Here is a 13,881-nt window from a genome sequence, read left to right on the forward strand (position 1 = left end):
TTTGAAGAAAACTATTCGATCTTGATCGTGCTGGTGTTCACGGAGCTCACCTGGAAAAAGCCCAGGGCACCGTTGCTCAGGTTGGTACGCGGCGAGGACGGCAACGGTCCGAACATACCTCCCCCATCATTGTTCAGCAAGGTTGACAGATCGTTATAAAAAACATATCCCACCCGGCTCAGGCTGTACACCTCCACTTTGGCTACGTCGTTCTTACCATAATAGACAGGCGATTCGGCGCCGCTGATATTCTCCGCCAGGAACTCATCGTCTGTATAGTAGATATCAGTATCGTTGAAGTAGGTCAGTGAGTCGTTCCTGTAAAATTTGAACAGGTACCAGTTCAGCTGATTCTGAGGCTCCTTGGCAAACATGAGCAGCTCATAGATCTTGCCTTCGTCTTCGGGATCTTCTTCCTGGTCCTCGTCGATCTGATACTTGAGCGAATCCATAACAATGACGCTGGCCAGCAGGTCTGTTGCCTCGTAACGTTGTCCGTCAGCATCCACGGTAAGGGTATAGGTTCTTCCTACCTTTCCGGTGAATTTACTTTGTGGAATGTAGATGCCCGCCGAGTCTGCGTGGTTGCGCGGATTGTGCACAAAGGTAACAACCTCTCCAAGGTCATCTTTCACAGTAACCAGGGCATCGGTGATGCGGGGGGTCTTACCTTTGTCGTAGAAGCCTACGGAACGGGTGATCTTCACACTCTGGCGTCCGGGAATGTCGGTGACCAGTCCTTCGATGACGATGTGCTCCGGGGTCTGGTCGATGTCCAGCTGGATGGGTTCGTCACATCCCATCAGGGTCAAAGCAGCGAATATAGTGATGATGAAATATCTCATGTCAAATCAGAATTTAAAGTTATAGGTAACGGAAGGAAGGAACGGGAACAGGTAGATCATCCTTGCTTCTTTTTCAGTGCCATCGCCGATGATATTGCCATCGTCGTCCTTCTTGGTACGGGTGTAGATGGTGAACGGGTTCTGGCGGTTGTACGCATTGTAGACGGAGAATACCCACTGCCCCTTCCACTTGCGGTTTGCATTCTTGCGCGGGTTCAGTGTTGCCGAGAGATCGAGCCTGTGGAAGTCCGGCAAACGATAGGAGTTCCGCTCAACAATCACATCAGGGTTATAGCTCCCATACTCGTACTTGCCCGACGAGAGAGTGAAAGGACGGCCCGTGCTGTAGTTGAAAGTTGCGCCGAATGTCCACTTGTCGTTGTGATCATAGGCCATCTGCAGATTGATCGCATTGCGGCGGTCATGGTTGGCAGGAAACGCCTCACCACGGTTCACACCAGGGATCTTCCGCATTACTTTTGACCACGTGTAGCTCAGCATACCCGTGAGCTTGCCCCGTGTTTTGCTCACCATCCACTCGCTGCCGTATGACCATGACTTACCCTGGCGATATTCTGTAGAAAGGTCTTTGTTAAAGAACAACTGGGCGTTGTCGGCAAAGTCTGTAACGTCTTTGATATCCTTATAAAAGACCTCTGCAGAGAATTCGATCTGGTTATCCATAAAATTCCTGAAATATCCGCCGGCAATCTGGTCGGCAACCTGGGGCCTCAGGTAGTAGCTGCTGGGGTTCCAGGTATTGAATGGCACAGGTACGGTTCCCGCCGACATGAGGTGTGTGTTCTGCACCATGCGGTTGTACGACAGTTTCAGCGACTGGCCTTCCTTCAGCATATAACGAATGCCTACCCGCGGCTCCAGGTTCACATAACTTTTGATGGTCTCCCAGGCGTCATAGTGCAGCGTATCGGTGCGCTCACGTTTGATATTGTCTTGTGGGTCTTCATACAGGTATACATCGCCTTTGCCAACGCTTTGGAAGATCGAAAGCCTTACACCGTAATCGAGGGTGATCCTGTCGGTGACACGTTGCAGGTCGCTGATGTAGAAGGCATGATCGAGGGCATACATGTGCTGTTGCTTCTGGGGCGCAAAGAAAGAGCTGCTGCCGGTGGGGCTGATCTCTCCCGGGGAGAACCTTCTGCCTGTGAGGTGATACCCGAATGAAAGCTCGTTGCGTGTACCGAGGGCGTATGAAAGGTCATTCTTCACGCTCAGCTCCTGCAGGTTAGAGACCCACTCGAAGCCGTTGATGGCATCTTTCAGCTCGAGCTTGTAGTCGAAATTGCTGGCGATAACTGAAGTGTTCAGGAAAAGCTTTTCGTTGAAAAGGTGATTCCACCGGAAGGTGCCGGTCATGTTACCCCAGGCAAAACCGAAGTCGTTGCCAAAAGAGAACACGTCCCTGCCGGTATAGAATGCCAGGAAGAAGCGGTTACTGTTGTTGTGCTTCCAGTTTATTTTTGCGTTCACGTCATAGAAATGCACGAGGTTGTCTTCGTTTGCCGCCTTGAGGAACAGGTCGACATATGAGCGACGGGCCGACACTATATAAGAGGCCTTATCTTTAACGATAGGGCCTTCCACGGCAAGCCTTGCGGCCATGGAGCCGATACCGCCTGAGCCTTCGAAGTGTTTGTTGTTGCCGTCTTTTGTGCGCACATCGAGGATGGACGACAGGCGGCCACCGAACCTGGCGGGGATCCCTCCCTTATAGATCTCCGAGTCTTTGATCACGTCAGCGTTGAACACTGAAAAAAGACCGAACAAGTGCGAAGGGTCGTATACCGGCGCTTCGTCGATCAGGATCAGGTTCTGGTCTGCGCTGCCACCCCGTACAAAGAAAGCGGAGCTGCCTTCACCGGCCGATACCACACCCGGAAGCATCTGGATGTTCTTGATGATGTCGATCTCGCCAAACAGCGCGGGGAGCTTGCGTACCTGGTTGATATTGATGGTGTTCTTGCTCATCTGCACGGCAACCACGTTCTCGTTCAGCGGCTTCTCTTCGATCACCACTTCCTGCATCAGCTCGGCCTCCACGGGAAGGTTGATGTTGCGCGACACATTCTGCTGAAGCTCGATGGTCACATCCTGGATCTTGTATCCCACATAGCTGTACTGCACCGTGTAGGTTCCCTTGGGCACTGTAAGCGCATAGAATCCGTAATCATTGGTGACAGTGCCTGCCTTAAGCTGGGGTATGTAAACCGTAACGCCGATAAGCTCTTCGCCATTGTCTGCGTCTTTGACATAACCATTGAGGGTGACTTTTTCCTGCGACCTGGCCGCCAGTGAAATCAGAATAAGTGTTAAAACTAGTAAGGATCGTAACATGTTTTTAAGGTTCATTAAGCATCAGACAATCATCTGTACCGATACCCCTATCGGGATTTTTTATTTTTCCTGCCGCGCGATGGCACCTGTTGTCTGACGGAAACCGCTATAAATAGTTACTTTAGCAGTCGCAAATCATGAAAAGAAATTACAGGCAGCATGTTCAAACGTTTGAAAGCGCTTTACCAGCAATATAAACCCTACATCCGTGTTGATCTGATCATGTACGGCGTGCTGATACTGCTGATCGTGTTGTACTTCATTATTAGTGTGGTGGTCGCTTGAAATGACAGACTTGTCGCGGAAAGTCCTTCGGTGAAGAGTCCACAGACCACGGTCCACGGCATATCTCCTTCGGAACCGTCCTCCAGAGAACTCATCCAGCAGTAGACAGAACACTCCTACCGGAGTGAAATGCATTTCAGCTCCGGTAGGAGCTCCATGTTTATAGAATGGAAGATTGGTTCATATTGGCTCCATCGGAGCCTCCTGTGGACACGTCATTGGGCGGTGGTATTATAATGGATCAGGCGAGCGAAGGATCCCCGGATCAATTACTGCGTACTTAATTCGGAGGCAGGCCACAAAACGATGCACGTTGCCAAACGGGGATCCTTCGTTCCCATACGCCATCACACAATCTCCGCGCAGGATACCGGTCTCACGGTAAAGATGCTGTGGTCTTAGGAAGGTACGAGGTACGAGGGACGAGGTACGAGGGACGAGGTACGAGGGACGAGGTACGAAGTACGATAGCTCGATCAGCATTCATCGTACTTCGTACCTCGTATTTCGTACCTCCTTATTATCCCAACATTAAAGCAGTATTTCCCTAACATTATCCCTGATCTTGCCAGACAATTCATCAGTAGGCAGGTCGTTGAGGTCTTTGCCGAACGGATCTTCGATCTCTTCAGCGATGAGCTCCACGCTCATGAGTACAAAAGTGATCAGCGTTACAATGATGATGGTCAGGTATCCTGACTGGGTCACAAATCCGAATGGAAGTGTGATGATGTAGATAAAGATGAATTTTTTCACATACATCATGTATGAGTATGGAATGGGGGTGTTCTTGATCCGCTCGCAGGCGCCGATAAAATCGATAAAATCCTTCAGCTCCTTGTCCAGGTTGATGAGCTGGTCGCCGGTGAGCACACCTTTCTTATAGAGCTCATTCACTTTGCTGTAAAGCATGGCTGAAATGCGGTTGGGCTTATGCTTGTATTTCTGAAGGCTCTCGAGAAAATCATCGCTTACCGGTTCGAGCTCGTTTAACTGAACACCACCACGCAGACTTTCCTTCATGGCAAAAACAAAGTTCGGGATCATCTTTGCGAACCAGTCGCGGTCATCACGGTTCTCAGGGCTGAGATAGGCATTGAGCTTGAGCGCAAAATTGCGGGTACTGTTAACCGTGCCGCCCCACAACTTTCTTCCCTCCCACCAGCGATCGTATGCCGTGTTGGTCCTGAACACGAGAAAAAGACCCAGCACAATACCCAGCAGCGAGTGCATGGCGATGGTTGGCTGAAAATCAGATTCGTGAAGTTTGAAAAAATCAACGATAACGAAACAGCAAACCGTGGTGTAGACGATCATGAATAACAGCGTAGGTGTGAGCGTTTTCATCACCTGCCTGCTGTAGGAGTGAAAGATCAGTGAAAACCAGGTCTTGGGGTTGTATTTAACCATCTTCAGGATTTTTAGGATCGCTAAGTAAGCGCAAGAAAGATTCATTTGCAACGGAAACCTGCCAGACGGTTTTGCGTTAACAAAAACAAATGATATATTTATGATATCATTTTAATATCACTGAGTTTTTTAACCGCAAGACATTAGAAAATCATTAGAGCTATGAACAACGAAAAAGCGTATTCACCGGTCTCCGGCTATGTGATGCTGGCCATCATAGCCGTTTTATTCATCGGAGGCATCTGGGGCCTGATCGTGGCCAGAACCATGTGGCTGATCCTGCCCCTGGTGATCTCCATTGTGCTCATGCCTGGATTCTTCTTCGTTAACCCCAACGGATCGATGGTGCTCGTGCTGTTTGGCGACTACCAGGGAACCGTGAAGACGAACGGCTTCTTTTGGGTGAATCCTTTCTTTATGAAAAAGTCCTTTTCGCTGCGTGCCCGCAACTTCGACAGCGACAAGATCAAGGTGAACGACAAGGTGGGCAACCCGATCCAGATCGGCGTGATCCTGGTGTGGCAGGTGCACGATACCTTCAAGGCCGCCTTTGATGTAGATAACTATGAGACCTTTGTGAAGCTGCAAACGGACTCCGCTGTTCGTCTTCTGGCGGGACTGTATCCCTATGACAACTTCGATACCGATTCAGAGGTGACGCTGCGCTCCGCACATGAGGAAGTAAACCACGCGCTGGAAGAGAACTTGAGAAACAGGCTCGAGATTGCAGGCATCCGGGTGATCGAAGCGCGCATCGGCCACCTCGCTTATGCCCCTGAGATTGCCGGGGCCATGCTTCGGAGACAGCAGGCCGCCGCGGTGGTGTCGGCCCGTTTCAAGATCGTGGAAGGCGCCGTCAGCATGGTGCAGATGGCCCTGGAGCATCTTGCCCAACAACAGATCATCGAGCTGGATGAAGAGCGCAAGGCAGCCATGGTGAGCAACCTGATGGTGGTGCTTTGTTCCGACAAGGATGTGAACCCCGTGGTAAACACTGGCACCCTAAACCACTAAGCGATGCAACGCGTCTACTTCGAGGAGGTGCAGGCCTTCCGTGAAAACCGATGGGTGGTGGCAGCGGTCGTGGCAGTATTGTTGTCTTCTCTCCTTCCCCTCGCGTACGGCTTGTATCAGCAACTGGCGATGGGCATCCCCTGGGGCAATAAGCCGATGTCAGACAGCGGCCTGGTTTCAATGTTCCTGGTAGTGCTCGTATCCGTGGGCATCGGAGCCTTTGTGATCCTGTCGTCGAAGCTGGAGGTGAAAGTAGACGGGGATAACCTCAGCTACAGGTATTTCCCCGTCACGCCGCAATGGCAATTGATCACCAGCGGGTTGATCGACTCGTATTCGCTTGAAAAAGGTTTCCGGGTGTTCCGGTCGGGCGGGTTCGGCCACCACCGCAGCTTTCTTCTGCGAACACGGTCTTACCGTATACGGGGCGGACGGCATCTTTCGTTGAAGCTGAAAAACGGGCACACGATCCTGCTGGGTACCCAAAATCCGGAGGGCCTGGAATGGGCTATGAAAAAGTTGATGGCAAAAAACCAAACGATCTGAAATGGCCCAAAAAAAACCATTTGTACTAAGGCTTGATCCGGAACTGCTGAAAGCGGTTGAGAAATGGGGGGCGGATGAGTTTCGCAGCACCAATGGCCAAATAGAATGGATCATTCATCGGGCGTTGAAAGAAGCCGGCCGGCTGAAACTGAAAGGCAAAACAGAATAAAATTATTTTTATTTTAGCACTCTTAAATAGAACCATGAAAAACTTCAGCGTCCTTCACATTCTGCTCTTCTTCTTGATCATGCTCGTATACCAGTGCGCCAAAGCACAGGATTATGTGGTCACCACAAAAGGCGACACGATCCAGGGCGAAGTGAAGCCGCTCGCCTATGGCCCCGAGAAGAAAGTGCAGGTAACAACGGCCGATAAAAAGAAAAACATCTACTCCATTTTTCAGACACGCGCCTTCCGGTTCCGGGATGAGGTATACCAGCCTGTAAGAACTGACCGTGGATATGTGTTCATGAAGCTGATCAGGTCAGGCTATCTTTCGATGTTCGCTTTCCAGCCTGAAAACCAGGTATCGTTCGATGGGCTGTACCTTCAGAAAAGAGACGGCACCGGCATGGAAGTACCGAACCTGGCGTTCAAAAAACAGATGACGAAGTTCCTGGCGGAGTGCGAGAACGTTGCATCCAGGATCGAAAGTGGAGACCTGAGCAAAAAATCGATCGACCAGGTGGTTGACGAATACAACAAATGCATCGATGCGCGCACGGCAGATCATGGAAAAGCCATTGCCCAGCTTGAGGTGCGGTCGAAGAAGATCAACGCCTGGGATGTGCTGGAGGACAAGGTAAAAGCCAAAAGCGATTTTGAAGGAAAGAGCGATGCCCTTGAAATGATCGCCGATATCAAGAACAAGATCGGCCGCGGAGAAAAAGTACCCAACTTCCTGCTCGAAGGATTGAAGTCATCGCTTTCACAGGCAGGGCTTTCGACAGAGCTGCAGGGAGCTCTGGACGACCTGAAAAATTGAAAAGAAGCCAGGAGCCAGAAGTAAGGAGCCAGGAGGAAGTAGTCTTCGATCGAAGACCCAGCTTCGCTCCTCCCGAGACCGATATCCTGAGTGAAGGCTGCGCGGTGATATGCGGGAACGAAGGATCCCCTTTTGACAGCGTGCATAGCTTCCGGCTTGCCTGCGAATTAAGTACACGGTAATTGATCCGGAGATCCCTCGCTGGTATGCCGTGGACCGTCGACCGTGGACTGTGGACTTTCTATCATTTGGACATCGGTTAAATTTCAGTAATTTAACTGATCATGAAACACTTCCAGGTCAATCCTGACATTGCAAAAGCGCAGACCATTGCCGCAGACTTCTACCTTGACCCGTTGTATTTCGAGCAGGCCAAAGAAAAGATCTTTGCAAAATCGTGGCAGCTGGTGGGTGATACCGACCAGGTGATGGAAGCAGGTTGGGTCACGCCGGTGAACCTGCTGGAGCACTACCTCAACGAGCCCCTCCTGCTCTCGCGCGATAAACAGGGAGCGCTGCATTGCCTCTCCAACGTCTGCACCCACCGCGGCAACCTGCTGGTGGAGAAGCCCTGCAAGCTCAATGACCTCCGCTGCAAATACCATGGCAGAAGATTCAACCTCGACGGCAAGTTCCTCTCCATGCCCGAATTCAAGGAAGTGCAGAATTTCCCCGGACCGGAAGACAACCTCACATCACTGCCCTTTTTTCAATGGGGCAAATGGCTGTTCACATCGCTGAACAAGACCTTCGAGCCGCAGCGTTTCTTCCAGGAAATGTCGGCACGGGTGGGCTGGATGCCTTTCCAGGAGTTCAAGTTCCGGCCGGAGTTCTCGCGCGATTATATCATCAACGCCAACTGGGCACTGTACTGTGAAAATTACCTCGAAGGCTTCCATATCCCTTTTGTGCATGCCGGGCTCAATGCTGTGATCGACTACGGAAATTATACCACCGAGCTGTATCCGTATGCCAGCCTGCAGCTCGGACTCGCCAAAGACGACGAATTCATTTTTGATCTTCCGCGGCACGCGCCAGACTACGGCAAGAAGATCGCGGGTTATTATTTCTGGATCTTCCCAAACATGATGTTCAACTTTTATCCCTGGGGTTTATCCATTAACCTGATCCAGCCACTGGAAGTATCCAAAACCAAGGTGTCGTTCCTTTCTTATGTGTGGAATGAGAACAAGCTCCGCCAGGGCGCGGGTGCCAACCTGCACCAGGTAGAGATGGAAGACGAGGATGTGGTGCAGAACGTTCAGAAAGGTATCCGCTCGAGATTCTATAAACATGGGCGTTACTCCGTGACCCGCGAAACAGGTACCCATCACTTTCACCAATTACTGGCCAGCTTCATCAACCAGGCGTGATGCAGCAGCCGAAGCTCATACCGGCACTCGGCTTCTGGACAAGCGTTTCGCTGGTGGTGGGCGGTATTATCGGCTCCGGCATCTTTATGAAACCTGCCATCATGGCCTCACAGCTCGGCTCCCCTGAGCTGCTCATCGCTGTGTGGATCGTGGCCGGCATCATCACGATCTTCGGTGCGCTGAGCAATGCCGAAGTGGCCGCCATGATGCCCGAGACCGGAGGCCAGTTCGTTTTTTTTAAAGCCATGTACGGCGATTTTTTCGCATTCCTTTACGGATGGTCGGCCTTCGCCGTGTTCAATACCGCGGGCGTTGCTTCCATCGCTTATGTGCTGGGCACGTACACGGAATATTTCGTGCAGCTTCCCAGGTTCTCACCGGAGACAGAACGGAGCCTGCAGCTTTACATTCCATTCATCGGGTCTATTTTTCCACTGCACAATATCGGCGTCAAGGGTGTCACCATCATGGTAGTGCTCGGCCTCACCTACGTCAATTACCGCAGCACAAGATCGGGTGGTGATATCCAGGTGGTTTTCACGTTGCTCAAAGTAGTGGCCATGGCGCTGATCATTGCAGGATTATTATTCTCAGGTCAGGGCGATGCTGCGAATCTTGTCAATAATTCCGCAACAACAGCCCCCACCGGGTGGGCATTGGTGGGGGCGCTGGTGGCAGCGATCTCCGGCGCCTTCTGGGGATATGACGGCTGGAACAACATCACTTTTGTGGCCGGCGAAATAAGAGACCCCCAGCGGAACATTCCCAAAAGCCTGCTCACGGGACTCGTTATCTGCACGGCCATTTACGCATTCATCACCATGGCCTATTGTTATGTGCTGCCGATCGACTCGGTGGCGGCTTCTTCCATGGTAGCCTCAGATGCCGCAACCGTGGTGATGGGAAGCGCGGGCGGCGCCTGCATTGCGCTGATGGTGATCATCTCCACATTCGGCACCACCAATGGCAACGTGCTTGCTACAGCACGGGTGTCGTTTGCCATGGCGCAACAAAAACAGTTCTTCCCTTTCACGGGCCAGGTACACCCCCGGTTTCAAACGCCCGGCAACGCGTTGTGGCTTCACGGCATCTGGACCTCTATACTCGTGCTGAGCGGATCCTTCGATATGCTTACCGACATGCTCATCTTCGTCAGTTGGTTGTTTTATGGCATGAGCGCCGCCGGTATTTTTGTGCTCCGGAAAAAGCTGCCCCACGCAGAGAGGCCCTACAGGGTTTGGGGTTATCCCCTCGTGCCCGCGATCTTCGTTGCTTTCACCCTTTTTTTTCTCATCGCCACCGTCGTCAATGACATCCGGCTTTACAGCGCAGGAAAAACAGACATCATCAATTCGCTGCTGGGCTTGCTGCTGACTGCGCTCGGGATCCCGTTGTATTGGTATTTTAAAGGAGTCCACAGTCGACGGTCCACAGATCACAGCAGCAAGTGAGGTACGAAGTACGATTACGAGGTACGAATGGGCCCGTTTACACTAGTTCGTAGGGGTGATTGGACGACTCATCTGTGAATAGTAAGTTTGCCTTGTGAGTTCACTGCACTGCCATGGACCGTCGACTGTGGGCCGTGGACTCTCCAGCCAAAGAACACATACATGAACAAGATTGCATTCATCGGCGCAACCGGCATGCTGGGCAAACCTGTTGCCAGGGAATTGGTAAATGCGGGCTTTACCGTAACCGCATTGGTCAGGGATGAGGACAAGGCTAGGCAACTTCCCGGAAGTATCAGGTGTATGAGGGGCGACATCCGTGACGCCGCAGCACTCGACGCACTGATGACCGGTCAGGAAGGGCTTTACATCAGCCTGAACCTGAAACACTCGGAGAAGAAAAACCATTTCCATGCAGAAACCGATGGACTTGCCAACATTCTAACGGCGGCAAAAAAAGCCGGCATTCAAAGGATCGGGTTCATCAGCTCACTGGTGATGCGATACCAGGGTATGAACAACTTCAACTGGTGGGTATTCGATATGAAGCGCGAGGCCGTACAAAAGGTCAAACGATCCGGTATTCCTTACACGATCTTCTACCCTTCTACCTTCATCGACAACTTCGAGACTACTTATAGAATGGGAAGCCGCATCCTGTTGGCGGGAACCTCGCACCACAAGATGCATTTCATTTCAGCCGCGGACTACGGAAAACAGGTAGCCCGCTCATTCCAGATACTTCGCAACGAAAACAGGGAGTATGTTGTACAAGGTCCCGAAGCATTCACCGCAGACGAAGCTGCCGAAGAATACATCAGGCATTACAAAAAAGGAAAGCTCGCCATTTCGCGCGCTCCGCTGGGTCTGTTGCGTTTGATGGCCAGGTTCAGCCAGAAGATGGATTACGGTGTCAACATCATTGAAGCGCTGAACAACTACCCAGAGAGGTTCGAAGCCCAGAACACATGGAATGAATTAGGAAAACCGATGACCACCATCCGCAGCTTTGCAGAAAATAATTGATATGTGCTGCTCCTGCTTGCGGCCCGCAACTAAAAGCTTTCGGCTATCTCCTCCAGGTTCCACTTCTCCTTTGCATTCCAGTAGATCTCGCCGTTCTTCACTTCCAGGGGCGACTCGATGTTATTGTCATAGATTCCACCCGTGCCGAGGCCTTGCGGGGTCTCTATATTATAATTGGCTGTGAACTGGCAGATGGCATTGAGGCCAACGCTCGACTCCAGGGCGGAGGTCACCCACCAGCCGATATTGTTCTGCGCTGCGATGTTGATCCACGAGGCGCATCCCTGCAAACCTCCGTGGAGCGTGGGCTTCAGGATAATGTACTGAGGCTTGAGGCGTTGCAGCAACGAGGCCTTTTCTTCATCGGTGGTTTTACCGATCAGCTCCTCATCCAGCGCAATGGGAATAGGAGATTTCCTGCAAAGCTCCTCCATCTCAGGCAACCCGGGTTTGATGGGCTGCTCGATGGAGTGTATGGTGAATTTTGAAAGCTCCTCCAGCTTGTACAACACGTCATCAAGCTTGAATGCCCCATTGGCGTCCAGCCTGAGAATGACATTATCGCGGAAGTATCGCTTACGAATATAGTTCAGCACATCACATTCGCGGTCGAAATCAAGGCCGCCCACCTTCAGCTTGATGCACCTGAAACCTTCACTGACCTTGATGCTGATCTGGCCCATCATAAAATCGATGTCGCCCATCCAGATAAGGCCATTGATGGGGATGCGGTAGCCTTCCAGGAAATGGTTTTTGAAGATCACTCTTTTGCCGCCGTTCACCAGGTCATAGGCCGCCGTCTCAAATCCAAAGATGATGGAGGGAAACTCAGGTGGAACAACCTTCAAAACATCTTCGGCCCGAAAGCTTTCAAAACGGGCCTCGTTGAACCTGCTCACGATCTCCGCCAGCCGTTCCTCAAAATCGGGCCTGGCGTCGATGCTCAATCCCGGCAACGGCCCGCACTCACCCAGGCCATAGACCTCGTCATCGCCCGCATGGTGCAGCTTGATGAACCACGATACCTTGTCGCGCATCAGTCCACGGGAGGTCCTCGCCTTGAAATTGAATTGAAAAACCCTTTTGAAGTAGCTTGCTCTTAGCGGCATTGGTCGAGTTTTAAATACATTCCCCGCAGATCTCGCAGATTTCGCAGATCATGGTAAAGGGAGGCTGCGTGCGCTACGGAAAGCGGGAAGGCCGTGCTAGGGCCACCTAAAAATAAGCAATGAAATGCACTTCTCTGATCATACTGATTTTGGGGAATCAGGAAACCTCTGCGCAAATCTGCGTAATCTGCGGGAAAAGAAAACGCGTGATCTGCGGGAAACAAGAAGTTATTACTTTTGCAGGCGTTATGGCCATCCTCAACATCAACGACTACCGCTACGATCTTCCGCAGGAAAAAATTGCATTGTATCCCCTGGCCAGCAGGGACGAGTCAAGGTTGCTGGTCTGGCAAAAAGGCAACATCACACACCACCGGTTCTACGATCTTGCAGGCTTTCTTCCTTCCTCTGCTTTCCTGTTCTTTAACGACACCAAAGTGATCCCCGCCCGCCTGCACTTCAGAAAGGAGACCGGGGCAGAGATCGAGATCTTTCTGTTGTCGCCCGTTACACCCTCTCCCGTGCTTTCGGAGACGATGCAGGCTACAGCAACGTGTACGTGGAAGTGCACCATTGGCAACCTGAAACGCTGGACTGCCGGAACAAAACTTTCGAAGCACGTGCAAGGCATTACCATAGAAGCAACCCTGCTCGACCGGGAAACCGGCCTTGTACAATTCACCTGGGATGGCAACCATGCTTTTGCTGAAGTGATCGGCTTCTGGGGCGAAACACCACTGCCGCCTTACCTGAAGCGAAAGGCTGAAGACTCTGACCGCGAGCGATACCAGACCATTTATTCACATTACGAGGGCGCTGTGGCAGCTCCTACCGCCGGGCTGCACTTCACGGAAAAGGTCTTTGCTTCGCTGGAGAAAAGAAATATCCATCACGACTTCGTGACCCTGCACGTGAGCGCCGGCACCTTTCAGCCGGTGAAAACCGAAAATGCCGAAGAGCACACCATGCACCACGAACAGGTGATCGTCACAGAAAAGAATATCGACAACCTGCTCGTGCCGGGCAGGTTCATCATCCCGGTAGGCACAACCTCGATGCGAACGCTTGAAAGCCTCTATTGGTATGGGGTAAAACTTTTACAGGATCAGCATGCGGCGTTCATCATCCGCCAGAACGATCCCTACGAAACAATGGGCGCGCTTCCGTCAGCGCGTGAGTCGATGGAGGCGATAAAAAAATACATGAACAGGAACGGGCTTGAAACAATCACGGGTGAGACCTCTATTTTCATTAAGCCAGGGTATACCTTCAGGATCTGCCAGGGACTGATCACCAATTTCCATCAGCCGGCATCCACGCTCATCCTGCTGGTAGCTGCCTTTGCAGGAAAAGACTGGAAGACGATTTATAACGAAGCGCTGAAAAATGACTACAGGTTTCTGAGCTACGGCGATAGCTCGCTGCTGATCCCTTCGGGATGAGCAATGCAAAGTTTCAAGTTTCAAGTTTAAAGTTGG

General features: G+C 51.5%; 13 protein-coding genes. 9 read left to right on the top strand and 4 right to left on the bottom strand.

Annotated elements, in window-relative coordinates; all coding sequences use genetic code 11:
• Nucleotides 1–11: 11 nt before the first annotated feature.
• Together KK083_RS11300 and KK083_RS11305 are read right to left on the bottom strand one after the other, a co-directional pair.
• On the bottom strand, nucleotides 12–845 hold the full coding sequence (locus tag KK083_RS11300; protein WP_254163335.1) for a DUF4249 domain-containing protein: 834 nt from the start codon (nucleotides 843–845) through the stop codon (nucleotides 12–14).
• Nucleotides 846–851: 6 nt separating this feature from the next.
• Nucleotides 852–3,203: a TonB-dependent receptor gene (locus KK083_RS11305; RefSeq protein WP_254163336.1), complete on the bottom strand. Its 2,352-nt coding sequence runs from the start codon at nucleotides 3,201–3,203 to the stop codon at nucleotides 852–854.
• Between the two features lie 159 nt (nucleotides 3,204–3,362).
• On the opposite strand from KK083_RS11305, the gene KK083_RS32505 reads away from it, so the two are divergent.
• Nucleotides 3,363–3,488, top strand: coding sequence for a hypothetical protein (locus tag KK083_RS32505; RefSeq protein WP_262899493.1), 126 nt, complete (start codon nucleotides 3,363–3,365; stop codon nucleotides 3,486–3,488).
• A gap of 531 nt (nucleotides 3,489–4,019) precedes the next feature.
• Here KK083_RS32505 and KK083_RS11310 read toward each other — a convergent pair.
• Entirely contained in the window at nucleotides 4,020–4,898 is an 879-nt protein-coding gene (locus tag KK083_RS11310) for a bestrophin family protein (RefSeq protein ID WP_254163337.1), read from the bottom strand.
• A 162-nt stretch (nucleotides 4,899–5,060) separates the two neighbouring features.
• On the opposite strand from KK083_RS11310, the gene KK083_RS11315 reads away from it, so the two are divergent.
• The 7 genes from KK083_RS11315 to KK083_RS11345 all read left to right on the top strand — a co-directional run bounded on the left by KK083_RS11315 (nucleotide 5,061) and on the right by KK083_RS11345 (nucleotide 11,294).
• Complete coding sequence (locus KK083_RS11315; RefSeq protein WP_254163338.1) at nucleotides 5,061–5,912, top strand: SPFH domain-containing protein; 852 nt, start codon at nucleotides 5,061–5,063, stop codon at nucleotides 5,910–5,912.
• A gap of 3 nt (nucleotides 5,913–5,915) precedes the next feature.
• Entirely contained in the window at nucleotides 5,916–6,458 is a 543-nt protein-coding gene (locus KK083_RS11320; protein WP_254163339.1) for a hypothetical protein, read from the top strand.
• Between the two features lies 1 nt (nucleotide 6,459).
• Complete coding sequence (locus KK083_RS11325) at nucleotides 6,460–6,627, top strand: type II toxin-antitoxin system antitoxin (RefSeq protein ID WP_254163340.1); 168 nt, start codon at nucleotides 6,460–6,462, stop codon at nucleotides 6,625–6,627.
• A 34-nt stretch (nucleotides 6,628–6,661) separates the two neighbouring features.
• Nucleotides 6,662–7,444: a hypothetical protein gene (locus KK083_RS11330; protein ID WP_254163341.1), complete on the top strand. Its 783-nt coding sequence runs from the start codon at nucleotides 6,662–6,664 to the stop codon at nucleotides 7,442–7,444.
• A gap of 284 nt (nucleotides 7,445–7,728) precedes the next feature.
• Nucleotides 7,729–8,817: an aromatic ring-hydroxylating oxygenase subunit alpha gene (locus KK083_RS11335; protein ID WP_254163342.1), complete on the top strand. Its 1,089-nt coding sequence runs from the start codon at nucleotides 7,729–7,731 to the stop codon at nucleotides 8,815–8,817.
• Nucleotides 8,817–10,268 carry an APC family permease gene (locus tag KK083_RS11340; RefSeq protein WP_254163343.1) on the top strand — a complete coding sequence of 484 codons (1,452 nt, stop codon included), beginning with the start codon at nucleotides 8,817–8,819 and terminating at the stop codon, nucleotides 10,266–10,268. The genes KK083_RS11335 and KK083_RS11340 overlap by 1 nt, the downstream gene beginning before the upstream one ends.
• 162 nt (nucleotides 10,269–10,430) lie before the next feature.
• Nucleotides 10,431–11,294, top strand: coding sequence for an SDR family oxidoreductase (locus tag KK083_RS11345; RefSeq protein WP_254163344.1), 864 nt, complete (start codon nucleotides 10,431–10,433; stop codon nucleotides 11,292–11,294).
• A 29-nt stretch (nucleotides 11,295–11,323) separates the two neighbouring features.
• Here KK083_RS11345 and KK083_RS11350 read toward each other — a convergent pair whose 3' ends face one another.
• Nucleotides 11,324–12,403 (bottom strand): o-succinylbenzoate synthase, encoded by a 1,080-nt coding sequence (locus KK083_RS11350; protein ID WP_254163345.1) that lies wholly within the window; start codon nucleotides 12,401–12,403, stop codon nucleotides 11,324–11,326.
• Between the two features lie 248 nt (nucleotides 12,404–12,651).
• On the opposite strand from KK083_RS11350, the gene KK083_RS11355 reads away from it, so the two are divergent.
• A complete protein-coding gene (locus KK083_RS11355; protein ID WP_254163346.1) occupies nucleotides 12,652–13,845 on the top strand; it encodes an S-adenosylmethionine:tRNA ribosyltransferase-isomerase in 1,194 nt (397 codons plus the stop codon).
• Nucleotides 13,846–13,881 lie beyond the last annotated feature (36 nt).

The organism is Chryseosolibacter histidinae (genome assembly GCF_018598225.1).
Lineage (GTDB): Bacteria > Bacteroidota > Bacteroidia > Cytophagales > Cyclobacteriaceae > Chryseosolibacter > Chryseosolibacter histidini.

Bases quoted from the DNA above. Each gene is read 5' to 3' on its own strand.
- KK083_RS11315 (WP_254163338.1), top strand. From the start codon at position 5,061: ATGAACAACGAAAAAGCGTATTCACCGGTCTCCGGCTATGTGATGCTG.
- KK083_RS11300 (WP_254163335.1), bottom strand. From the start codon at position 845: ATGAGATATTTCATCATCACTATATTCGCTGCTTTGACCCTGATGGGA.
- KK083_RS11325 (WP_254163340.1), top strand. From the start codon at position 6,460: ATGGCCCAAAAAAAACCATTTGTACTAAGGCTTGATCCGGAACTGCTG.
- KK083_RS11335 (WP_254163342.1), top strand. From the start codon at position 7,729: ATGAAACACTTCCAGGTCAATCCTGACATTGCAAAAGCGCAGACCATT.
- KK083_RS11340 (WP_254163343.1), top strand. From the start codon at position 8,817: ATGCAGCAGCCGAAGCTCATACCGGCACTCGGCTTCTGGACAAGCGTT.
- KK083_RS11310 (WP_254163337.1), bottom strand. From the start codon at position 4,898: ATGGTTAAATACAACCCCAAGACCTGGTTTTCACTGATCTTTCACTCC.
- KK083_RS11320 (WP_254163339.1), top strand. From the start codon at position 5,916: ATGCAACGCGTCTACTTCGAGGAGGTGCAGGCCTTCCGTGAAAACCGA.
- KK083_RS11355 (WP_254163346.1), top strand. From the start codon at position 12,652: ATGGCCATCCTCAACATCAACGACTACCGCTACGATCTTCCGCAGGAA.
- KK083_RS11305 (WP_254163336.1), bottom strand. From the start codon at position 3,203: ATGTTACGATCCTTACTAGTTTTAACACTTATTCTGATTTCACTGGCG.
- KK083_RS11350 (WP_254163345.1), bottom strand. From the start codon at position 12,403: ATGCCGCTAAGAGCAAGCTACTTCAAAAGGGTTTTTCAATTCAATTTC.
- KK083_RS11330 (WP_254163341.1), top strand. From the start codon at position 6,662: ATGAAAAACTTCAGCGTCCTTCACATTCTGCTCTTCTTCTTGATCATG.
- KK083_RS11345 (WP_254163344.1), top strand. From the start codon at position 10,431: ATGAACAAGATTGCATTCATCGGCGCAACCGGCATGCTGGGCAAACCT.
- KK083_RS32505 (WP_262899493.1), top strand. From the start codon at position 3,363: ATGTTCAAACGTTTGAAAGCGCTTTACCAGCAATATAAACCCTACATC.